Here is a 20,176-nt window from a genome sequence, read left to right as displayed (position 1 = left end):
GCGACTCGTAGGAACCACGTGGGTGATCCCGCGCGCAAATGGCCCCAACAACGGTGATACCGGGCATGAGACTCACAGGCGTCTTGTACGCACCCCTGCATCTGGAGGCTCGATGCATCACACAGCCGACCACCGGGTTCCCGTCCTCATCGTGGGCGGCTCACTGGTGGGCCTGTCCACGTCCCTGTTCCTCGGCCGCCTCGGCGTGCGCCACATGCTGGTGGAGCGGCACTCCGGGACCTCCCACCATCCGCGCGGACGCGGCAACAACGTCCGCACGATGGAACTCTTCCGGGTGGCCGGCATCGAGCCGGACATCAAGGCGGCGGCCTCCCTGCTCGCCGACAACCACGGCATCCTGCAGACCCCGACCCTGGTCGGCGAGGCCGGCGAGTGGCTGTTCAAGGAGATCGACCCCGGCGGTGGCCTGCGGAAGTTCAGCCCCACCGCCTGGAACCTGTGCAGCCAGAACGACCTCGAACCCGTCCTCCTGGACGGCGCCCGCGAACTCGGCGGCGATCTGCGCTACCACCATGAGATGGAGTCCTTCGAACAGGACGCCGACGGGGTGACCGCGATCGTCCGCGACCGCTCCACCGACGAGCGCTACACCGTCCGGGCCGACTACCTCGTCGCCGCCGACGGCCCCCGCAGCCCCGTCCGCCGTGCCCTCGGCATCGGCCAGAGCGGCCCCGGCGAGCTGTTCGCCAACGTCAGCGTCACCTTCCGCTCCACCCGCCTGGCCGACGTGGTCGGCGACCGCCGCTTCATCTGCTGCTACCTCACCCACCCCGACGCCGACGGCGCCCTGCTCCCCGTCGACAACAAGGAGCGCTGGGTCTTCCACGCCCCCTGGCACCCCGAACTGGGCGAATCCCTGGATGAGTTCACCGAGGAACGCCTCCAGCGGCACATCGCCCGCGCGGTCGGCGTGCCCGACCTCGATGTGCGGATCACCGGAATGGCGTCCTGGCGCGCCGCCGAACGGGTCGCCGACTCCTACGCGCAGGGCCGGGTCTTCCTCGCCGGCGACTCCGCCCACGAGATGTCCCCCACCGGCGCGTTCGGCTCCAACACCGGTATCCAGGACGCCCACAACCTCGCCTGGAAGCTGGCCGCCGTCCTCGACGGCTGGGCCGGGCCCGCGCTCCTCGACAGCTACGGCGCCGAGCGCCGCCCGGTCGCCGTCGCCACCAGCGCCCGCGCCTCCGCCCGCTCCGTCGAGCACAGCCACCCCGGCTTCGCCCCGGCCCCCGGCGTCGGCGGCGCCAAACGCGGCGGCATCCTCAACGTCGTCCTCGGCTACCACTACCCCGAGGGCGCCGCCGTCGGCACCGACCCCGAGGCGCCGGTCGTCCCCGACACGCTCTCCCTCACCGGCCGCCCCGGCACCCGCGCCCCGCACCTGTGGCTGCGCCAGGCCGCCCGCCGGCTGTCCACCCTCGACCTCTACGAGCGCTCCATGGTGCTGCTCACCGACGCCCCGGACGACGCGGGCTGGTACGACGCCGCCCGGCGCGTCGCCGCTCTGGACGGGGTACGGCTCGACGCCTACCGGATCGGCCCCGGCGGCGACGCCGACCTGGTGTACGACACCGAGGGCGACGACTGGGCCGCACTGCACGGCGTCGGTGCCGACGGCGCGGTCCTGGTCCGCCCCGACGGCTTCGTCGCCTGGCGCGCCCAGGGCGCCTCCCCCGACCCCCAGGCCGCCCTCCGGGACGCGTTGAAGGCCGTACTGCGCAGGGGCTGACCCGCAGGCCAGCGGGTTGGACAGCCCACCGTCGGACACCTCGGTCGGCGCCTTCACCTACGTCGCCGCTGCCGGGATCCGCCCCCTTCCGCCGTACCCCGACAAGAGCCGGAGCCCGTCCGGGAATCCCCCCGTCCCTACCGGACGGGCTCCTCGACCCCCGCCGCCCCGACGCCGCGGAATGCTCACGGCATGAGCAGAGGCCCAGGCCGGAAGTGATCCGGCCTGGGCCTCGGTGGCGCCCCGCCGGATTCGAGAAGCCCCGTCGGCGTTCGCCCCAGGTCCGCCATGAGCCGTCGTTCCTCGCCACAGCGCGCTGACCAGGGCATGTGCTGACGCACGAAGGATCCGGCGGTCCGTCCGAGACCGATCTTGGAAAGCGTGAAGGCCCGGGTCGGAAATGATCCGGCCCGGGCCTCGGCGGAGCCCCCTGTCGGATTCGAACCGACGACCTTCGCTTTACAAGAGCGGCGCTCTGACCAGCTGAGCTAAGGAGGCCTGTCGCGCGTGCTGCGCGGACGTGCCTGTGCAGTGTACCCACGTCACCTTGTGAGCCCGGCGAGAATTTCCGCGAAGTTCACCGTCGCCCATGTACTGACAGATCGCGTGAACGCCGGGTACCGTCTCGAAACGGTTCACTCGCGTGGACTACACCAACCACCTTCCTACAACGGATCGTCCGGCACGTTCCTGCCGGTAGAAGGGGGCCCATTCACCATGGCCACTGTCACGTTCGACAAGGCGACCCGGATCTACCCGGGTTCCACCAAGCCCGCCGTCGACGCGCTCGACATCGCGATCGAGGACGGCGAGTTCCTCGTCCTGGTCGGCCCGTCGGGCTGCGGCAAGTCCACCTCGCTGCGGATGCTCGCGGGTCTGGAGGACGTCAACGGCGGCGCCATCCGGATCGGCGACCGCGACGTCACCCACCTGCCGCCCAAGGACCGGGACATCGCCATGGTGTTCCAGAACTACGCGCTCTACCCGCACATGTCGGTCGCCGACAACATGGGCTTCGCGCTCAAGATCGCCGGTGTCAACAAGGCGGAGATCCGGCAGAAGGTCGAGGAGGCCGCGAAGATCCTCGACCTCACCGAGTACCTCGACCGCAAGCCGAAGGCCCTGTCCGGCGGTCAGCGCCAGCGTGTCGCGATGGGCCGCGCGATCGTGCGCGAGCCCCAGGTCTTCCTCATGGACGAGCCGCTGTCCAACCTGGACGCCAAGCTCCGCGTCTCCACCCGCACCCAGATCGCCTCGCTCCAGCGCCGGCTCGGCATCACCACCGTCTACGTCACCCACGACCAGGTCGAGGCCATGACGATGGGCGACCGCGTGGCGGTCCTCAAGGACGGCCTGCTCCAGCAGATCGACACCCCGCGCAACATGTACGACAAGCCCGCCAACCTCTTCGTCGCCGGCTTCATCGGCTCCCCGGCCATGAACCTGGTCGAGGTCCCGATCACCGACGGCGGCGTGAAGTTCGGCAACAGCGTGGTGCCCGTCAACCGCGAGGCCCTCAAGGCCGCCACCGACAAGGGTGATCGCACGGTGACCGTGGGCGTGCGCCCCGAGCACTTCGACGTCGTGGAGCACGGCGGCGCCGCCGCGGCCTCCCTCACCAAGGACGCCGCGGACGCCCCGGCCGGCCTCGCCGTCTCGGTGAACGTCGTCGAGGAGCTGGGCGCCGACGGCTATGTCTACGGCAGCGCCGACATCGACGGCGACCTGAAGGACCTGGTCGTGCGCGTGAACGGCCGCCAGGTGCCGGAGAAGGGCGCCACCCTGCACGTCGTGCCGCGCCCCGGCGAGACCCATGTGTTCTCCACGTCAACCGGCGAGCGCCTGTCCGACTGAGCGCCGTCCGGACACCGTCTTGGCAGAGGGCCCCGCGGTACACCGCGGGGCCCTCTTCGCATGATCGTTCCGGGGCGAGCGTCAACCCCCTACCCCGAAAACCGCACTTTCTCATCCCCCGTAAGAGTGACGGAATGTCCTCGCGCCATTACCGGCCGCTACCCTCACACGCGTGAAGCACTCCATCACCACTCAGACGCGACGCAGCCACCGGGGCCCTGCCCGCCGGGTCGGCCGCTCCCTCGCCCTCGTCCTGCCCGTCGTCCTGGTGCTCTCGGGAACCCTCGCGGTCACCCGGGTCAACTGGACCGGAAGCCCCGCCGGCTCGGTGCTCACCGCCTCCGACATCACCTCGGTGCAGTCCGCGCCCAAGACGGTCGTCCACGCCCCCGAGGACGTGCTGCGCGACCGCCTGATGAGCGAACTGCACGAGAAGAACCCGGGCGTGGTCCTCACCCACCTCCAGGAAGCCGTCAACGGCCACCCCTCGCTCGCCCGGCACTGCACCTCCATCGCCCGCTCCCTCGGCCGGGCCGCGGTACGCATCTACGGCGCCTCGCGCGCCCAGTCGTACGCGCGCCCGGTGTGCGACACCTCCTTCGCGACCGGAGTGCTGGCCGCACGCGGCTGAACCCGGCCCGGGGCGCCACGTACAGTGCGGGTCATGACCCATCCGAACGCCGCGTCGCGCCCCACTCAAGCCGTGATCCTGGCCGGCGGCCAGGGCTCCCGGCTGCGTCCGTACACCGACGACCGGCCCAAGCCGATGGTCGAGATCCCCGGCACGGGCACTCCGATCATCGGCCACCAGCTCGCCTGGCTCGCCGAGGAGGGTGTGACGGACGTGGTGGTCTCCTGCGGCCACCTCGCCGAGGTCCTCCAGGACTGGCTGGACTCGGCTCAACTGCCGGTCTCCGTGCGCACCGTCGTGGAGACCGAGCCCCTCGGCCGCGGCGGCGGCCTCAAGTTCGCCGCCGCGCACCTCCCCCACCCGGACCGGCCCTGGTACGCCACCAACGGCGACATCTGGACCCGCTTCTCACTGCGGGACATGGCCGACTTCCACACCGAACGGGACGCCGTGGCGACGCTGGCACTGGCCCGGCCGCGGATCCCCTGGGGCGCGGTGCGGACCGACGGGTTCGGACACATCACCGACTTCATCGAGGCGCCGCCGTCCACGTTCGAGATCAACGCCGGTGTGTACGTCTTCTCGCCGGAGTTCACCACCCTGCTGCCCGAGCGCGGCGACCATGAGCGCACGACGTTCCCCGGGCTCGCCCGCGAACGGAAGCTCGCGGGCTTCCCGCTGCCGCAGGGCGCGTACTGGCGGGCCATCGACACGGCGAAGGACCTGACGGAGGCGGCGAAGGAGCTGGCGGCCCTGGGGCGGTAGCAAGCGTGAAAGAGGGGCCCGGTACCCATCGCGGTACCGGGCCCCTCTCCTGTCGCCCTGCTCAGCCCAACAAGCCGCCCAGCACGCCCGGTTGGCCCGTGGAGGCGCCGCCGCTCGATGTGGAGGTGCCGCCGCCCGGGGCGGAGCCGCCGGAGGTGGTGGAGTTGCCTCCGGTGCCGGTCGGGCCCGCCGTGGTGCTGGGGGCGCCGCCCGTGGGGGCGGACTGCCGGGCCGGGGGCCGGCCCGTGGTGCCCTGGGTCGCGCTCGGGGTGGTGGTCGTACCGCCCGCCGAGTGGTTCGCGCCCGGGGTGGTGGCCGAGCCGGAGGGGCTCGCGCCGGCCGTGGCGCCGCCCGAGGGGGAGGTGGGCGCGGACGGGGTGCGCTGGTGCCGGGTGCCGGGCTCGCCGGGGAGCGGGGAGCCGGGGACGTTGTTGCGAGGCGCCTCGCCGGGGCCGGGGACGACCACCCGGCTGGAGTCGCGGACCGCGCCGCCGAGCAGCGAGCCCACCAGCAGGGTGAGGCCGACGGTCAGCGCGGTGATCAGGGCGCCGCGGCGCAGTACGTAGCGACGCAGCTCCCAGATGTCGGAGCGGGGGCCGAGCCGCCGCCAGGCGCTGCCCGCGAGACGGCCGTCCACCGAGTAGACGGGGGCGCCGGCGATGATCAGCGGGGACCAGGCGGCCAGGTAGATGATGTCCGGGGCGTCGTACGCCGGGACCGTCTTCCAGCTGACCGTGACGATCAGCGCGGCCGACAGCAGCACACCGACCACCGCGGCCACCCGCTGCCAGCAGCCGAGGACCGTCAGCACGCCCACCACGACCTGGAGGAAGGCGATCACCAGGCCCGAGCCGACCGGGTGGTGCAGCGCGAACTGGCGCAGCGGCTCGGCGACCTCCCACGGGTGCAGGGTGTTGAGCCAGGTGACCATGGAACCGCGCTTGCCGCCGTCGAAGTAGACGGGGTCGCACAGCTTGCCCATGCCGGCGTAGATCGAGATGAAGCCCAGGAAGATGCGCAGCGGGAGCAGCACCACGCCGAGGTTCATCCGGCGGCCGGGGTAGTAGGCGTGCCGGCCCAGGTCGTCGGCGCCGCGGCGGGCGGGGCGCGGGGCGTCGAGGTCGTCCTCGTCGTCGGCGGCGTACGGCGGGAACGACTCGGTGGGCTCGTCGCCGTACTCGTCGCACTCGTCGTACTCGCCCTGCCCGTCCTGGCGGCCGAAGTCCGGTCGCGGGTACGGCGGTTGGTCGTACGAGCCGCTGCGCATGTGCGGCAGGAGGCGGGTGCCCCCGTCGTCGGCGGAGGTGCGCTGATGGCCGACGACGGGGGTCTCGACGGTCTGGTCCAGCGCGTCGTACGTCTCGTCGTACGTCTCGTCGTAGCCGGTGGTGCCGACGCGCGGGATGACGCGGGTGGCGCCGGTGTCGGGTTCCTCGGCATGGCGGACGATGCTGCCCCGCACGGCCTGGAGGAGCCGGTGGGCGCCGGTGTCGTCGGGCGCGGAGCGGCCGCTCCACACGACCGGCCGGCGACGGCCGGCGCCGGCCCGGGCCGCCTGGCCCGCGACGGGCATCCGGGCGGTGTCCTGGGTGGCGCTGAGATGGCGGGCGATCCGGGCGGACCGGGTGCGCCCGGCCTTCCCGCCCAGCTGCACGCGGAAGCTGGCGTGGTTGACGATGATCTGCGCCGGGTCGCTCGGCACCTTCACCATGCTCAGCGCGGGAGCGTCGTCGAATCCCGACGAGCGGTCCCCCGTGGGTGTGCGGGGTGTTCTGGTGTCCACACTCATCTAACCGAGTGACGTGGGGATAGGACACTGCCTTGACCGGCCGGATGTGTCCGGGCCCCGTCAAAGCAGTGTCGAACGCCATATGGACGCCGGAATTCCCGCGTAAGGGTGAAGTTCCGGACGGGTGTTCAGACCCGTCGGCGTGGCGCTTCGGTGGCCACGCCGCTCCCGTCAGCTCCGCCTGCGGGCGGCCTCGTAGAGCACGATGCCCGCGGCCACACCGGCGTTGAGGGACTCGGTGCCGCCCGGCATCGGGATGCGGACGCGGTAGTCGCAGGTCTCGCCGACGAGCCGGGACAGGCCCTTGCCCTCGCTGCCGACCACGATCACGACCGGACCCGACAGGGCCGCCAGCTCGCCCAGCTCGGCCTCGCCGTCCGCGGCCAGACCGACGACCGCGACGCCCGCCTTCTTGTACTGCTCCAGGACGCGGGTGAGGTTGGTGGCGCGGGCCACCGGGGTACGGGCGGCCGCACCGGCGGAGGTCTTCCAGGCACCGGCGGTCATACCGGCCGAGCGGCGCTCGGGCACGACCACGCCATGGCCGCCGAACGCGGAGACCGAGCGGACGACCGCGCCGAGGTTGCGCGGGTCGGTGACCCCGTCGAGCGCCACGACCAGCGGGTCCGCGCCCTCGTCGGCGGCGGCGTCGAGCAGGTCCTCGGGGTGCGCGTACTCGTACGGCGGGACCTGGAGGACGAGACCCTGGTGGTTCAGGCCGTTGGTCATCCGGTCCAGCTCGGGGCGCGGCGCCTCCATGAGGTTGATGCCACCGCGCTCGGCGGCGAGCTGGAGGGCCTCGCGGACGCGCTCGTCGTTGTCGATGAACTGCTGCACATAGAGGGTCGACGCGGGGACGCCCTCGCGCAGCGCCTCGACCACCGGGTTACGGCCGACGACCAGCTCGGACGCCGACTTGCCGCCGCCCCGGCGCGGCTGCGGGCGGCCGCCCTGCGCGCGGCGGACCTTCGCGGCGGCGGCGCGCTGCTTGACGTGCCCCTTGCGCATCTCGGCGGGCGGGGTCGGGCCCTTGCCCTCCAGGCCCCGGCGCCGCTGGCCGCCACTGCCGACCTGCGCGCCCTTCTTGCCGGACATGCGGCGGTTGTTCGCGGCCATGAGTCACCTGTTCCGTGAGCTTTGTTCGTACGTACGTCTTATGCAGTGTGCCGCCCGGGGGGCCGGGCGGCACAATCGATCAAGGGTCGCCCGCGGTGGGGCTACCGCGCGCTCAGCGTCCAGCGCGGGCCCTGCGGGCTGTCCTCGATGGCCAGGCCGGCCTGGGCGAGCTGGTCGCGGATGGCGTCGGCGGTGGCCCAGTCCTTACGGGCCCGGGCGGACTCGCGCTGGTCGAGGACGAGCCGTACGAGGCTGTCGACGACCCCGTGCAGGTCCTCGCTCTCCTCGGACGCGCCGGCCCACTGCTCGTCCAGCGGGTCCAGGCCCAGGACGCCGAGCATGGCGCGGACCTCGGCGGAGCGGGCGACCGCGGCGTCCTTGTCGTCGGCGGCGAGCGCGCTGTTGCCCTGGCGGACGGTGGTGTGCACCACGGCGAGGGCGCCGGGGACGCCCAGGTCGTCGTCCATGGCCTCGGCGAAGGCGGGCGGGACCTCGGCGGCGGGCTCGACGGTCTTGCCGGCCAGCTCGGTCACGCGCTGCAGGAAGCCCTCGATCCGGCCGAAGGCGGCCTCGGCCTCGCGCAGGGCCTCCTCGCTGTACTCGATGGTCGAGCGGTAGTGCGGGGTGCCCAGGTAGTAGCGGAGCACGATGGGGCGCCAGTTCTTGACCATCTCGGAGACCAGCACGCTGTTGCCGAGCGACTTGGACATCTTCTCGCCGCTCATGGTGACCCAGGCGTTGTGCACCCAGTACCGGGCGAACTCGTCGCCGAAGGCCTTGGCCTGCGCGATCTCGTTCTCGTGGTGCGGGAAGATCAGGTCCAGGCCGCCGCCGTGCACGTCGAAGGCGGAGCCCAGGTACTTGTGGGCCATCGCCGAGCACTCCAGGTGCCAGCCTGGGCGGCCGCGGCCCCACGGGGTCTCCCAGTCGGGCTCGCCCGGCTTGGTGGCCTTCCACATGGCGAAGTCGCGGGGGTCGCGCTTGCCGGTGATGCCCTCCTCGGCGGGCTGGCGCATCTCGTCCAGATCCTGCTTGGACAGCTCCAGGTAGTCGGGCCAGGAGCGGACGTCGAAGTAGACGCTGCCGTCGGCCTCGTAGGCGTGGCCGCGCTCGATGAGGGTGCGCATCATCTCGACCATCTCGGTGACATGGCCGGTGGCGCGGGGCTCGTAGGTCGGGGGGAGGCAGCCGAGGGCGGTGTAGCCGTCGTTGAACGCCCGCTCGTTCTCGTAGCCGATGGACCACCACGGGCGGCCCTGTTCCCGGGCCTTGGTGATGATCTTGTCGTCGATGTCGGTGACATTCCGGACGAACGTCACCTCGTAGCCGCGGTACTCGAACCAGCGGCGCATGATGTCGAAGTTGAGGCCCGAGCGGATGTGCCCGATGTGCGGGGCCGCCTGCACGGTGGCACCACACAGGTAGATCGAGACACAGCCCGGCTTGACCGGGTCGAAGTCACGAATCTGCCGGGCGCTGGTGTCGTACAGGCGAATAGTCACCACTCCAGAGTAGTGGGCGCGACCCAGTGCCTCACGCCCCTTCCCCTGTTTGTCCCGCTCCGGGCTGTGAAACGGGGCGCCGCCGTCCACGGGTCTCAGACGGGCAGGCTCCAGGACGGCCCTTCGGGGCTGCCGAGCCAGACCCGTTGGGTGCCGTTCTCCTCCACCGTCATGCCGAAGTCGGACAGCGTGGGTGAGCCCGCGCTCCGCCAGGTGGTGAGGGCGCCTTCCACCTGGTCCCACAGCTGGAGGGGACCGTGCTGGTGCACGGTCCACCCCTCCCCCGCGGGCTCGGTCCATGCCTGGGACCCGGTGGCGACGTCCACCAGGATCACGTCCTCACCGGTGGTCATGAGTTCGGCGGACGGCGCGGCCAGCTGGGCCAGGAACTGCCCGGTCCAGTCCTCCAGGAGCGCGGGCCGCACACGGGTGGAGCGCGTGCGGCCGGGGTTCTTGCGGAACGTGGGGCGAGGCGGTCGTTCATGGGGGCGGGCAAGCATGTAGCTGATCTGGTCGGCGTGGAAACGCCCGGTGGCCGTTCCGTCGTCGTGGACGGTGAGACGGACGAGCCCGGAAGCCGGCAGCCACCCACCGACGGCAGCGGTGATGGTGCCGCCGTCGCGTACCTGGTGGAGCCAGGCCGGGGGGATGTGGCGCACGGCGCAGGTGGCCACGATGTGGTCGTACTCGGCGCCGCCCTGGTACCCGGCGAGGCCGTCACCGGTGAGGAGAGTGGGACGGTGGCCGGCCGAATGGATGCGCTCGGCCGCCGCGGCCGCGAGGTGCGGGTCGTACTCGATGGAGTACACGTTCTCGTCGCCGAGGCGAGCGCACAGGATGGCGGTGGAGTAACCGGTCCCGGTGCCGATCTCCAGCACCTTGTCGCCGTCGCCGATGCGCGCGAGATCGAGCATGCGCACGATCAGGGAGGGCAGCGTACTGGACGAGGTGGGGCGCCCGGTGACCGTGCCGGTGGCGTCAGCGGCGGTGATGCCGTCGACCTGGGTCACCCAGGTGGTGTCCTGGTGGACGAGGCGCAGCCACTCGGCGGGGTCGGTCCGGTCGCGGTGGAGGGGCATCCAGTGGCGGCCGTCGAAGCGGAACAGACCGTCGCCGACGAAGAGTTCGCGGGGCACGGTCTCCAGGGCGGTGCGCCACGCCGGGTCGTCCACGGGGACAGCGGCCGCGAGTCGGCGGCGCAGATCCTCGGAGTCGGTCATGCGGGAGCTCCGTGCTGTAGGTGGTCGGCGATGGCGCGGGTGATGGGGGCGGTGATGCGGTCGGGGAACCAGGCCCATTGGCCGTTCGGGTTGCACTCGTACCAATGCCACCGACCGTCGTGGTCCAGGCCGAAGTCGAAGGCTCCGAAGACGAGCCCGAAGGCATCGAGGTAGGCGCGGACGCTCTCGGCGATCTCGGGCGGGACCGGTACGGGGGTATAGGTGAGCTGGTCGTAATGACGACGCCAGTCGATCCCGGACGAGCCGCTGATTCGGACGGCGGAGAGGTGGTCACCGACAGCGGTCAGGCGGATGTCGGCGATCTTGCCGACGCGCCGCTGGAAGAGGTGGGCAGTGTGGCGTACCCGCTGGTCGATCTGGCTGGGGGTGACGTCATCGATCCAGACCGTCAGGGCGCGGCCGGTGCTGTCGGTGTACTCGGTCTCCCGGAGCGGCTTGTAGATCACAGGCTCGTGCTCGGCGGTGAATGCGCGGGCACGGTCGGGGTCGTTGGTGATGAGCGTGGGTGGCACGGTGAAGCCGCAAACAGCGGCGGTGGCCAGTTGCGCCGGTTTGTACTCAGCGTCCCGGTTGCGCCATGGGTGGTTCAGATAGCGGGCACCGGGAAGGGCGGCGAGGATGCCGCCGAGTCCGTAGCGGGCCTCTTCGACGCCCCATCGTGCCGCCATGTCGTCCATGGCGCGGTCGGCGGTGTAGGGGGTGGGCCGCCGCCAGTACACCGAGCGGACGTTCCCCGTGTCGAGGGTTCGGGAGGCAGTGGCGAGAGTGCCACGGGGTCCGATGCTGTCGAAGGTGCTCGACAGGCGGATGTCGGTGGGGAAGTCGCCGGGGTCCAGACGGACCACCGGCACGCGGCGCAGGTTCAGTTCGCTGATCACGCCGTCCGCGGTGGCGTCGTCCAGACGCGTTACGACGAGGACGGGCGGCCCACCCGGGGCCATCAGTCGGTGTCCCCGCTCTGGTCGCTGCCCTGGTCAGGAGTGCCGTCCAGACTGGTCTTCGTGCTCGTCTCCTGCGACGTCTCCGAGCGCTTGTGCCTGGCCTCCACCGCCAGGGGCATCCCGTCGGGGCCGACCCAGGCGGGAACTTGCGTGCCCGGATCGAGAATCGGCCGGGCGGCGGGAAGGACCGCCGCCGCGGGGTAGGGCCGCATGCGTCCGAGTCCCCAGGGCTTGACCTGATCCGGTGATGCTGAGCGCTGCATGAGTCTCCTCGCTTCTCGAACGGTCCGGCAGCGAAACCCACCGCCGGGGTTCCGGATGATCAGTGACGACGCCACCTCTCACGCGTCGGCCAGTAGCTCGGCCCAGACGGTCTTACCGGTGCGGGACGGCCGTACCAGCCAACGGGCCGCCAGCTCGTCCACCACCGCCAGCCCACGACCGGACTCCGCGCCGTCGGCAGGCTCCCGGCGTACGAGCCGTCGCCCCGACGAGTCCGCGACCGACACCCACACCGTTCCTGGCCCGGGACGCTCCAGCGTCAGACGGCAGTTGCCCGGCCTCTCCGGCGGCGCACAGGACGGGCGAGCGTGTCGCACCGCGTTCGTCATGAGTTCCGAGACGACCAACACGACGTCGTCCGTCATGCCCACCAGCCCCCAACACACCAGCGTGGTACGGGCGCTTGTCCGCGCCACCGCCACCGACGAGGGGCAGAGAGGCAACGTCTGCGCGTAGCCGGGTACGGGCCCCGTCAGAGGCCGCAGGACAGATGGTGTTGAGCGAGCCGTCGTGGTCATCGTCGCCTCTTCGTCGTCTTCTGCCCGCCAAGCCCTCCGGGAGTGAGTGCCGAGCGGCCGGTAATCACTCAACACCTGTGCGCGACCATGGGTAAGCGAGCACAGTGGACGGTGAGTTGCACAGGTTGCACACGCTCGGGGGTCACGATGGGACGACAGTCACTCATGCCGAACGACGTCCTGGCGGCGCTGATGCGAGAGGGGAACATCCAGAACGACCAGCTGGCACGCCGAGTCAATGCCGCCGGCGCCGAACTCGGTCTCAGCCTGACCTACACCAAAACGGCCGTCTCGCAGTGGTTGAAAGGCCACCGGCCGAAGAGAGAAGCGCGCCCTGCCGTCACCGAAGCGCTCTCACGTCTGCTCGCGCGGCCCGTAACGTCGGCGGAACTCGGCTGGGACAGCGACACCGCCGGGCCCCCGGCCACGGTGTCGGGAATCGTCGACCTTGGAAGGGCGGACATGGACCCATCCCGGCGCGCCGTGCTCGGCGCGGGCCTGTACTCGGCGGCACTGGCCATCCCCCGTTACGACGACATCGCAGGCCGGACAGATCATGTATCAGCCGGTCGCACCACCCGTATCGGCCGGTCCGACGTGGAGACCGTGAAGCGGATGACGGAGCGGATCGCCGACATCCTCGACGACCTCGGGGGTGGCCATGCCCGTCCCATGGCAGCGGCATTCCTCGTCAATACCGTGGGGCCTTATCTGCGTGCGGACGGAACACACGAGGTGAAGCGCGCGATGCGGGCCGCGGCCTCGGATCTCACGTACCTCACCGGGTGGATGGCCATGTACGAGCGCCAGCATGGCGTCGGCCAGCGGTACTACATGACGGCGCTGAAGCTCGCCGGCGCCGCCGAGGACCATGTGACGTACTGCCGCACCCTGCGCGGTATGGCATTGCAGGCTTCGAACCTGGGTTACGGCCCGAAGGCCCTCGAACTCGCCGACTCGGCCGCGGAAGCCGCTCCGGCCTCAGGACCGCGCCTGGTGGCGTTCCTGCGCGGCCAGCAGGCGCACGGAGCGGCCATGGTCGGCGACCGGCGGCAGGCGTTCGACCGCCTCCGGGAAACCGAAGAGGCGCTCTCGCAGGCCGACGGCCGCAACGACCACATCGGCGGATACGATCGCGCCGCCTACGAGTTCCACGTCGCCCACGTCCTGTGGGAACTCGGAGACCGGCCCGGGTCGGTCAAAGCCCTGCGCCGGTCCAACAAGGCCCGGCCTTCCGGCGAGCGGCAGGGCCGCGTGCACGCAACCGGTCTCCTTGCCACCCGGCTCATGGAGATGCGGCACGTGGAGGAGGCATGCCGGGAGTGGGACACGTTCCTCGACGACTACGCCGGCGTCAGCAGTGCGCGGGGTGACGAGCACTTCACCACCCTGCAAACGTCCATCCGGCCGTACGGATCGCTACCGGTCGTACGCGCACTGGAAACGCGGGCCCGCGACGCGGCCCGGCAGAAAACGGCAGCCTGACCGACAGGGCGGCGCCCCTCCTTCCACCCGGAAGAGGGCACCGGCTGGTGTCCGACGGACGAGGGTGAAGACCTCAGAGCCGCCCGACCACCTTGCGCGGGGTGATCCGTACGACCACCCGTTCCGCGTCCTGCGAGGACTCCGGGTTGAACTCGGCGTACTTCTTGCCCGTGTACTTCAGGCTCAGGTCGTCGATGAGGGACTGGCCGCCGGTGGTGGTCAGTTCGGCGGTGCCGCGGATCTCGGCGTACTCGTAGGGCTGCTCGGGGTTCATGACGACGACGGTGACGCGCGGGTCGCGGTCGAGGTTCAGCTTCTTGCGGCGGTCGGCCGTGGTGGAGAAGAGGAGCTGCTCGCCGTCGCGCTTCACCCAGACCGGGGACATCTGCGGGCTGCCGTCGGGCTGGACGGTGCCGACGACGATGAACACCTTGCTGTCGAGCAGGGACTTGAGCCGGTCGGACAGGGTGGCGGACATGGGTACCTCCGAAAGGGCGCGGACGGTGACTCTCCGGGTACCCTCGCACGCCCTCGGCTCACCCGCACCAGGACGCCGCCGAGTTCAGGAGGCCCGCACCACCAGTGCCGTCGCCACCGCCATCAGCCCCTCGTCGCGCCCCGGGAAACCGAGGCCGTCCGTCGTCGCGCCGGATACCGACACGGGTGCGCCGGCCGCCTCGGAGAGGATCTTCTGGGCCTCGTCGCGCCGCTTGCCGATCTTCGGGCGGGGGCCGATCACCTGCACGGCGACATTGCCGATCACGAAGCCCGCCGCGCGCACGATCCGCGCGGCCTCGGTGAGCAGCGTGACCCCCGGCGCGCCCGACCACTCGGGCCGCCCGGTGCCGAAGTGCTGCCCGAGGTCACCGAGCCCGGCCGCGGAGAACAGCGCGTTGCAGGCGGCGTGCGCGACCACGTCCGCGTCGGAGTGCCCGGCCAGGCCCGGCCCCTCGCCCTCCCACTTCAGGCCGGCGCACCACAGCTCGCGGCCCTCCTCGAAGGCGTGGATGTCGGTGCCGATGCCGACCTGGGGCAGCATCACCCCAGCAGCCTCAGTAGCCATCGTTGAGCCTCCTGCGGGCCAGGACCGCCTCGGCGAGGACCAGGTCCAGCGGGCGGGTCACCTTGAACGCCTCCTCGTGGCCGGGAACCGTCACCACGGGCAGGCCGAGCTGCTCCACCATGCTCGCGTCGTCCGTGACGTCCTCGGTCACGGTCTCGTGCGCGCGCACCAGCGTCGCCCGGTCGAACCCCTGCGGCGTCTGCACGGCCCTCAGCCGGGCCCGCTCCGGCGTGGCCACGACCGGCTCGGGCGCGCCGGGCTCGGTGGCCGGCTCGACCTCCTTGACGGTGTCGGCCAGCGGCAGCGCGGGGACGACCGCCGGGGCGCCGTCGCGTACGGCCTCGATCACCGCGTCGACGGTGTCGACCGGGACCAGCGGGCGGGCCGCGTCATGGACGAGGACGACGCCGTACTCGGGCGGTACGGCCGCGAGGCCGAGCGCCACCGACTCCTGCCGGCTCTCACCGCCGGGCACCACCACGAAGTCGGTGCGCTCGGGCAGCGCGTGCGCGTCGAGCAGCGACTTCACCTCGGTGGGGCCGTCCGCCGGGGCGACCACGACGACGAGGGAGACATGGCGAGACGCGGCCAGCGAGTGGACCGCGTGGATGAGCATCGGCGTGCCGTTGAGCGCCCGCAGCGCCTTGGGCGCGCCCGGTCCGAGCCGTACGCCGCGGCCGGCGGCGGGAATGACGGCGGCGACGGGGGCCTGCGCGGGCGCGGAGGGCGGCCCGGCGGGCGAGGGACGCGATTCGTCAGACATCGGTTCCTGTCAGGTTTGTGTGCTCGACCTAGGTGGGTATGGCCTTCAGCAGTGCCGGGCGCGACGCCTTGACCGGACCCTTTCCGTGACCCTGGTCGAGCCGTGCGACCCGGCCCGGCACATCGAGTATCGGGGGCCCGCTTCCGTTTTCAGGGGCTTTCCGGGGGGTACGCCACAGACGGCGCCGCGGGGACGGACATGCCGCAGCGCCCGGCGACAGAATCGAGTGTCATCGGGCACCGCGGCATTTTCGCTGTGCTGAGAATGTGGCTGAGATGTGCGAGAGCACTGAGTGAGCGTGCGGGGAGTGGGGGCGAGGGGCAGGACCGATCAGAACATCAGCCGTTGACCGGGGTTCGCCGCCCACGGCACGGGCATGTCAGGAGGCGAGCACCTCGTCGAGCAGGGCCTCGGCCTTGTCCTCGTTCGTGTTCTCCGCGAGAGCCAGCTCGCTCACCAGGATCTGGCGGGCCTTGGCGAGCATGCGCTTCTCACCGGCGGACAGTCCGCGCTCACGCTCGCGACGCCACAGGTCACGCACGACTTCCGCGACCTTGATGACATCGCCGGAGGCGAGCTTCTCCAGGTTTGCCTTGTAGCGACGGGACCAGTTCGTGGGCTCCTCGGCGTACGGCGCGCGCAGCACCTCGAAGACCCGGTCCAGTCCGTCCTGACCGACCACATCACGCACACCGACGAACTCCGCATTGTCCGCTGGCACACGCACCGTGAGGTCACCCTGGGCGACCTTCAGCACCAAGTAGGTCTTGTCCACGCCTTTGATCTGGCGAGTTTCGATAGCCTCGATCAGCGCGGCCCCGTGATGGGGATAGACCACGGTGTCGCCAACCTTGAACGTCATGTGACAGGTACCCCTTCCGTGGCTATCCAGGGTAACACGGATACGACGTCTTCTGAATGGCGTTTTCGCAGGTCAGGGCATATCTCGGGGCTTGACAACAGCAACCGGAACGTGCTGCGAAGACCCTCCGGAAGCGGGTATTCGCAGGTGGGAGGGGCTGTCCGGACAGGGCGAAACGCGTACGTCACACACCTCACGCACACTCCCCAAGTGGATGAACATCCCGATTTGTCCGGTTCCCAGCGTACGACTTCCGCTACTCCGTTCGGAGGCTGCGGGCCCATGTGGGCCGTTTCCAAAATTGATCAGTGACGGCCGGACGGGTGATCCGTTGATCAATTTCGAGGCGCCGTACATTCCTTCACGGAAATTTTGCGCGCGGTTATGCGAATGGCGTACCGCGCTCTCGGCAAAGTGGCCGAAGAGACCGTTGTGACTGCTGAGACGCGTGAGGCGTTGTCACGGGCCGCGTACCCCCACTGGCGGGAAGCCCGGCGCCAGGGGGAGGGTCGGGTGCGATCACGCGGGAACGGCTCGGTAACCTGAAGCCGCTGACAGACACTTAGGGTGGCTTTACAAGGAAGCCGCCCCTGCGTTAGGAGTTGCCGCCGCCGTGAGCAGCAGCCTTCGACGCGGCGCCCTCGCCGCTTCTGCCATTGCCTTCTCGATCGCCTCCCTCGCCGCCTGCGGCGCCGGCAACGACTCCCAGACCCTTGAGGTCAAGCCGGACAACGCGGCGACCAGCGTCGGCGACATCAAGGTCCAGAACGCCCTGGTCATCACCCAGCCGGACCCGAAGGCGACCGGCCCGGCCGTGGTCTCCGCGACGCTGTTCAACACGGGCAACGACAACGAGACCCTTCAGTCGATCAGCATCCCGGGCACCAGCGACACCGTGAAGCTGACCCCGGCCAAGGGCGGCAGCCTGACCGTCCCGGCGCACGGCTCCCTGGTCCTCGGCGGTCCGAACAACGCCTCCGCCGAGATCCCCGGCGGCCACCAGAGCGTGCAGGACGGCAATGCCCAGCCGGTCACCTTCACCTTCAGCAAGTCCGGCGCGGTGAGCCTGCGCGCCTTCGTGGTCCCGGCCACCAGCTACTTCGACAAGTGGGGCCCCTCCAAGGTCCCGTCCGCCCCCACCGGCTCCCCGGCTCCCGGCGCCACCGCCTCCGGCAGCGCCAAGCCGGGCAAGCACGACGGGGCGAACCCCTCGTCGAGCGCGAGCACGGGCACCACCGCCACCACGGGCACCACGGGCACCACGGGTACCACCGGCACCACCGGTACGGGCACGACCCCGAGCGACTCGGCCTCGCAGTCGGTCGGCGCGGGTCACTGAGCCGCCGTACGACCGGCCGCTGAGCCGTCGTACGATCCCGGCGGCCGAGCGGTCGTACGATCGGCCGCCGAGCTGCCGTAGGCAGGGGCCCACGGGCGACAACGCGAAGGGCGGCACCCCCTCGGGGGTGCCGCCCTTCGCGTCACGGCCTTCACGTCGTCCGTGGCCCTCGATCGACGACGGCCTTCGGTTTACGGCTCGAACTTGTAGCCCAGGCCGCGCACCGTCACCAGGTAGCGCGGGGCGCCCGGGTCCGGCTCGATCTTGGCGCGCAGGCGCTTGACGTGGACGTCCAGGGTCTTGGTGTCGCCCACGTAGTCGGCGCCCCAGACCCGGTCGATCAGCTGCATCCGGGTCAGCACCCGGCCGGCGTTGCGCAGCAGCATCTCCAGCAGGTCGAACTCCTTGAGCGGGAGGTCGACCTTGGCGCCGCCGACCGTCACCACGTGCCGGTCGACGTCCATACGGACCGGACCGGCCTCCAGCGCGGCCGGGGTGACCTCCTCCGGCTCGCCGCGGCGGCGCAGCACCGCGCGGATGCGGGCGACCAGCTCACGGGAGGAGAAGGGCTTGGTGACGTAGTCGTCGGCTCCTATCTCCAGCCCGACGACCTTGTCGATCTCGCTGTCCTTCGCGGTCACCATGATCACGGGGACGTTCGAGCGGCCGCGCAGCTGGCGGCACACCTCGGTGCCGGGCAGGCCAGGCAGCATCAGGTCGAGCAGGACGAGGTCGGCGCCGTTGCGCTCGAACTCGTCGAGGCCGTCGGGTCCGGTGGCCGCCACGGCGACCTCGAAGCCCTCCTTGCGCAGCATGTAGGACAGAGCGTCGGAGAAGGACTCCTCGTCCTCGACGACGAGCACTCGGGTCACGGAAGGACCTCCGGGGAGGGAAGCGGTTCGTACGGGGATGGCTCGGTGGGACCGGCCTCGTCGTCGAGGCCGGGGTCCGGGTGCTGGAGCGCGCGGTCGCGGGCGGCGGCCGCCTCCGGCAGCCTGAGGGTGAAGGTGGAGCCCTGGCCTTCGGCACTCCAGACCGTGACCTCCCCGCCGTGCGAGGCGACCACGTGCTTGACGATGGCGAGACCCAGGCCGGTGCCGCCGGTGGCCCGGGAGCGGGCCGGGTCGACGCGGTAGAAGCGCTCGAAGATGCGCTCCTTGTCCTTGTCCGAGATGCCGATGCCCTGGTCGGTCACGGCCAGCTCGATCATGTCACCCCCGGGGGCGCTCACCCGGCGGGCGGCGATGCCCACCCTGGTGCGGGCCGGGGAGTAGTTCACCGCGTTCTCGACCAGATTGCCGAGGGCGGCGGCCAGCTGACCCCGGTTGCCCCAGACATGCAGGCCGGCGGTGCCGCCCTCCCGTCGCCCGCCACCACCCTGATCGAGCCCTTCGGGCACACCCACATTCGTGGCCATGGTGATCTGCTTGGTGCCGGCCTGGTGGCGGCAGCGGTCCACGGCCTCGGCGACCAGCTCGTCCACCTGGACGGACTCGGCGTCCTCCAGGGGGTCGTCGTTCTGCACCCGGGACAGGTCGATGAGCTCCTGCACCAGGTTGGTCAGCCGGGTCGCCTCGATCTGCATACGGCCCGCGAAGCGCTCCACGGCCTCGGGGTCGTCGGAGGCGTCCATGACGGCCTCGGACAGCAGGGAGAGCGCGCCGACCGGAGTCTTCAGCTCATGGCTCACATTCGCCACGAAGTCGCGTCGTACGGCTTCGATCCGGCGGGCCTCGGTCAGATCCTCGACCAGCAGCAGGACCAGGCGGGAGCCGAGCGGCGCGACCCGCGCGGAGACGGCGAGGGCCTCGCCGCGTCCGCTGCCGCGCCGCGGCAGATCCAGCTCGACCTGGCGTATCTCACCGTCACGCCGGGTGTCGCGGGCCATCTGGAGCATGGGCTCGATGGAGAGTTTGCCTCCGCGCACCAGCCCGAGGGCGTAGGCGGCGGAGCTGGCCTTGACGACGGCGTCGGCCTCGTCGAGGACCACTGCGGAGGAGCGGAGCACCGAGAGAACGGTGTCCACGCCGGGCGGGAGTACGGGATCGGTGTGCAAGGAAGTCCTGGTCGGTCGCTTCTGGTCGCGTTCGCTCCAGCGGAACGCCAGCATGGCGATGACACCGGTGAGCACCCCGGCGATCGCTGCCGCTGCGGCAACCGCCGCGTTCACGTCCATGCACCCAGGTTAGGCATGGTGGCCGACCTGCCCACAGCCGATCGGGTGCGACCTCGAACACTCGTCGCCCAGAGTTCACCTAGGGGCCAGTACCGG

At 71.0% G+C, this 20,176-nt stretch carries 20 protein-coding genes and 1 tRNA gene; 7 read left to right on the top strand and 14 right to left on the bottom strand.

Annotated elements, in window-relative coordinates; all coding sequences use genetic code 11:
• The first annotated feature begins 112 nt into the window (after positions 1-112).
• Positions 113-1,753 carry an FAD-dependent oxidoreductase gene (locus HEP81_RS20925; protein WP_037653390.1) on the top strand — a complete coding sequence of 547 codons (1,641 nt, stop codon included), beginning with the start codon at positions 113-115 and terminating at the stop codon, positions 1,751-1,753.
• Between the two features lie 424 nt (positions 1,754-2,177).
• Here the strand turns inward: HEP81_RS20925 and HEP81_RS20920 are convergent.
• Positions 2,178-2,251 (bottom strand) — tRNA-Thr (locus tag HEP81_RS20920).
• A 219-nt stretch (positions 2,252-2,470) separates the two neighbouring features.
• Here HEP81_RS20920 and HEP81_RS20915 point away from each other — a divergent pair.
• The 3 genes from HEP81_RS20915 (at position 2,471) to HEP81_RS20905 (ending at position 5,003) form a co-directional block, all read left to right on the top strand.
• Positions 2,471-3,607 carry an ABC transporter ATP-binding protein gene (locus HEP81_RS20915; protein ID WP_037653392.1) on the top strand — a complete coding sequence of 379 codons (1,137 nt, stop codon included), beginning with the start codon at positions 2,471-2,473 and terminating at the stop codon, positions 3,605-3,607.
• 172 nt (positions 3,608-3,779) lie between these two features.
• A complete protein-coding gene (locus tag HEP81_RS20910; RefSeq protein ID WP_037653393.1) occupies positions 3,780-4,238 on the top strand; it encodes a hypothetical protein in 459 nt (152 codons plus the stop codon).
• A gap of 33 nt (positions 4,239-4,271) precedes the next feature.
• On the top strand, positions 4,272-5,003 hold the full coding sequence (locus tag HEP81_RS20905) for a nucleotidyltransferase family protein (RefSeq protein ID WP_037653395.1): 732 nt from the start codon (positions 4,272-4,274) through the stop codon (positions 5,001-5,003).
• 61 nt (positions 5,004-5,064) lie between these two features.
• Here HEP81_RS20905 and HEP81_RS20900 read toward each other — a convergent pair whose 3' ends face one another.
• The 7 genes from HEP81_RS20900 to HEP81_RS41550 form a co-directional block, all read right to left on the bottom strand.
• A complete protein-coding gene (locus HEP81_RS20900; RefSeq protein ID WP_190276016.1) occupies positions 5,065-6,792 on the bottom strand; it encodes a DoxX family membrane protein in 1,728 nt (575 codons plus the stop codon).
• Positions 6,793-6,963: 171 nt separating this feature from the next.
• On the bottom strand, positions 6,964-7,908 hold the full coding sequence (rlmB, locus tag HEP81_RS20895) for a 23S rRNA (guanosine(2251)-2'-O)-methyltransferase RlmB (protein WP_037653397.1): 945 nt from the start codon (positions 7,906-7,908) through the stop codon (positions 6,964-6,966).
• Positions 7,909-8,009: 101 nt separating this feature from the next.
• On the bottom strand, positions 8,010-9,410 hold the full coding sequence (cysS, locus tag HEP81_RS20890) for a cysteine--tRNA ligase (RefSeq protein WP_037653398.1): 1,401 nt from the start codon (positions 9,408-9,410) through the stop codon (positions 8,010-8,012).
• Between the two features lie 95 nt (positions 9,411-9,505).
• Positions 9,506-10,630: an ATP-grasp peptide maturase system methyltransferase gene (gene tgmC, locus HEP81_RS20885; RefSeq protein ID WP_037653399.1), complete on the bottom strand. Its 1,125-nt coding sequence runs from the start codon at positions 10,628-10,630 to the stop codon at positions 9,506-9,508.
• Positions 10,627-11,592: an ATP-grasp ribosomal peptide maturase gene (gene tgmB, locus HEP81_RS20880; RefSeq protein WP_037653400.1), complete on the bottom strand. Its 966-nt coding sequence runs from the start codon at positions 11,590-11,592 to the stop codon at positions 10,627-10,629. The genes tgmC and tgmB overlap by 4 nt, the downstream gene beginning before the upstream one ends.
• Entirely contained in the window at positions 11,592-11,855 is a 264-nt protein-coding gene (gene tgmA, locus HEP81_RS20875) for a putative ATP-grasp-modified RiPP (protein ID WP_037653401.1), read from the bottom strand. Before tgmA ends, tgmB begins: the two co-directional genes overlap by 1 nt.
• Before the next feature lie 78 nt (positions 11,856-11,933).
• Positions 11,934-12,245, bottom strand: a complete 312-nt coding sequence (locus HEP81_RS41550) for an ATP-binding protein (RefSeq protein ID WP_338058750.1) — start codon at positions 12,243-12,245, stop codon at positions 11,934-11,936.
• On the opposite strand from HEP81_RS41550, the gene HEP81_RS42160 reads away from it, so the two are divergent.
• Both HEP81_RS42160 and HEP81_RS20865 read left to right on the top strand, forming a co-directional pair.
• A complete protein-coding gene (locus HEP81_RS42160) occupies positions 12,202-12,330 on the top strand; it encodes a hypothetical protein (RefSeq protein WP_274599517.1) in 129 nt (42 codons plus the stop codon). The genes HEP81_RS41550 and HEP81_RS42160 overlap by 44 nt on opposite strands.
• Before the next feature lie 227 nt (positions 12,331-12,557).
• Positions 12,558-13,877, top strand: coding sequence for an NsdA family TPR-like regulatory protein (locus tag HEP81_RS20865; protein ID WP_375139837.1), 1,320 nt, complete (start codon positions 12,558-12,560; stop codon positions 13,875-13,877).
• Positions 13,878-13,950: 73 nt separating this feature from the next.
• Here the strand turns inward: HEP81_RS20865 and HEP81_RS20860 are convergent, their stop codons facing one another.
• The 4 genes from HEP81_RS20860 to HEP81_RS20845 form a co-directional block, all read right to left on the bottom strand.
• Entirely contained in the window at positions 13,951-14,355 is a 405-nt protein-coding gene (locus HEP81_RS20860) for a PPOX class F420-dependent oxidoreductase (RefSeq protein WP_037653403.1), read from the bottom strand.
• An 84-nt stretch (positions 14,356-14,439) separates the two neighbouring features.
• A complete protein-coding gene (gene ispF / locus HEP81_RS20855; RefSeq protein WP_037653404.1) occupies positions 14,440-14,940 on the bottom strand; it encodes a 2-C-methyl-D-erythritol 2,4-cyclodiphosphate synthase in 501 nt (166 codons plus the stop codon).
• Complete coding sequence (gene ispD, locus HEP81_RS20850; RefSeq protein WP_037653405.1) at positions 14,930-15,703, bottom strand: 2-C-methyl-D-erythritol 4-phosphate cytidylyltransferase; 774 nt, start codon at positions 15,701-15,703, stop codon at positions 14,930-14,932. The genes ispF and ispD overlap by 11 nt, the downstream gene beginning before the upstream one ends.
• A gap of 379 nt (positions 15,704-16,082) precedes the next feature.
• Entirely contained in the window at positions 16,083-16,565 is a 483-nt protein-coding gene (locus tag HEP81_RS20845; protein WP_003953493.1) for a CarD family transcriptional regulator, read from the bottom strand.
• Between the two features lie 613 nt (positions 16,566-17,178).
• On the opposite strand from HEP81_RS20845, the gene HEP81_RS20840 reads away from it, so the two are divergent.
• The gene (locus tag HEP81_RS20840) at positions 17,179-17,904 is read left to right on the top strand and encodes a copper chaperone PCu(A)C domain-containing protein (RefSeq protein WP_037653406.1); all 726 of its coding nucleotides are present in this window, start codon (positions 17,179-17,181) and stop codon (positions 17,902-17,904) included.
• Between the two features lie 191 nt (positions 17,905-18,095).
• Here the strand turns inward: HEP81_RS20840 and phoP are convergent, their stop codons facing one another.
• Together phoP and phoR are read right to left on the bottom strand one after the other, a co-directional pair.
• Positions 18,096-18,767, bottom strand: a complete 672-nt coding sequence (gene phoP, locus HEP81_RS20835) for a two-component system response regulator PhoP (RefSeq protein WP_466386957.1) — start codon at positions 18,765-18,767, stop codon at positions 18,096-18,098.
• A 5-nt stretch (positions 18,768-18,772) separates the two neighbouring features.
• On the bottom strand, positions 18,773-20,080 hold the full coding sequence (gene phoR, locus HEP81_RS20830) for a two-component system sensor histidine kinase PhoR (protein WP_037653408.1): 1,308 nt from the start codon (positions 20,078-20,080) through the stop codon (positions 18,773-18,775).
• Positions 20,081-20,176 lie beyond the last annotated feature (96 nt).

This window comes from Streptomyces griseofuscus, assembly GCF_014673495.1.
Taxonomy (GTDB): domain Bacteria; phylum Actinomycetota; class Actinomycetes; order Streptomycetales; family Streptomycetaceae; genus Streptomyces; species Streptomyces murinus.
The sequence above is the reverse complement of the archived record's forward strand: the minus strand, read 5'-3'. Positions and strand labels throughout refer to the sequence as shown.

Coding starts and splice junctions, on each gene's coding strand:
- HEP81_RS20925 (WP_037653390.1), top strand. CDS start 113: ATGCATCACACAGCCGACCACCGGGTTCCCGTCCTCATCGTGGGCGGC.
- HEP81_RS20915 (WP_037653392.1), top strand. CDS start 2,471: ATGGCCACTGTCACGTTCGACAAGGCGACCCGGATCTACCCGGGTTCC.
- HEP81_RS20905 (WP_037653395.1), top strand. CDS start 4,272: ATGACCCATCCGAACGCCGCGTCGCGCCCCACTCAAGCCGTGATCCTG.
- HEP81_RS20900 (WP_190276016.1), bottom strand. CDS start 6,792: ATGAGTGTGGACACCAGAACACCCCGCACACCCACGGGGGACCGCTCG.
- rlmB (WP_037653397.1), bottom strand. CDS start 7,908: ATGGCCGCGAACAACCGCCGCATGTCCGGCAAGAAGGGCGCGCAGGTC.
- tgmC (WP_037653399.1), bottom strand. CDS start 10,630: ATGACCGACTCCGAGGATCTGCGCCGCCGACTCGCGGCCGCTGTCCCC.
- tgmB (WP_037653400.1), bottom strand. CDS start 11,592: ATGGCCCCGGGTGGGCCGCCCGTCCTCGTCGTAACGCGTCTGGACGAC.
- tgmA (WP_037653401.1), bottom strand. CDS start 11,855: ATGCAGCGCTCAGCATCACCGGATCAGGTCAAGCCCTGGGGACTCGGA.
- HEP81_RS42160 (WP_274599517.1), top strand. CDS start 12,202: ATGAGTTCCGAGACGACCAACACGACGTCGTCCGTCATGCCCACCAGC.
- HEP81_RS20865 (WP_375139837.1), top strand. CDS start 12,558: ATGCCGAACGACGTCCTGGCGGCGCTGATGCGAGAGGGGAACATCCAG.
- HEP81_RS20860 (WP_037653403.1), bottom strand. CDS start 14,355: ATGTCCGCCACCCTGTCCGACCGGCTCAAGTCCCTGCTCGACAGCAAG.
- ispF (WP_037653404.1), bottom strand. CDS start 14,940: ATGGCTACTGAGGCTGCTGGGGTGATGCTGCCCCAGGTCGGCATCGGC.
- ispD (WP_037653405.1), bottom strand. CDS start 15,703: ATGTCTGACGAATCGCGTCCCTCGCCCGCCGGGCCGCCCTCCGCGCCC.
- HEP81_RS20845 (WP_003953493.1), bottom strand. CDS start 16,565: ATGACGTTCAAGGTTGGCGACACCGTGGTCTATCCCCATCACGGGGCC.
- phoR (WP_037653408.1), bottom strand. CDS start 20,080: ATGGACGTGAACGCGGCGGTTGCCGCAGCGGCAGCGATCGCCGGGGTG.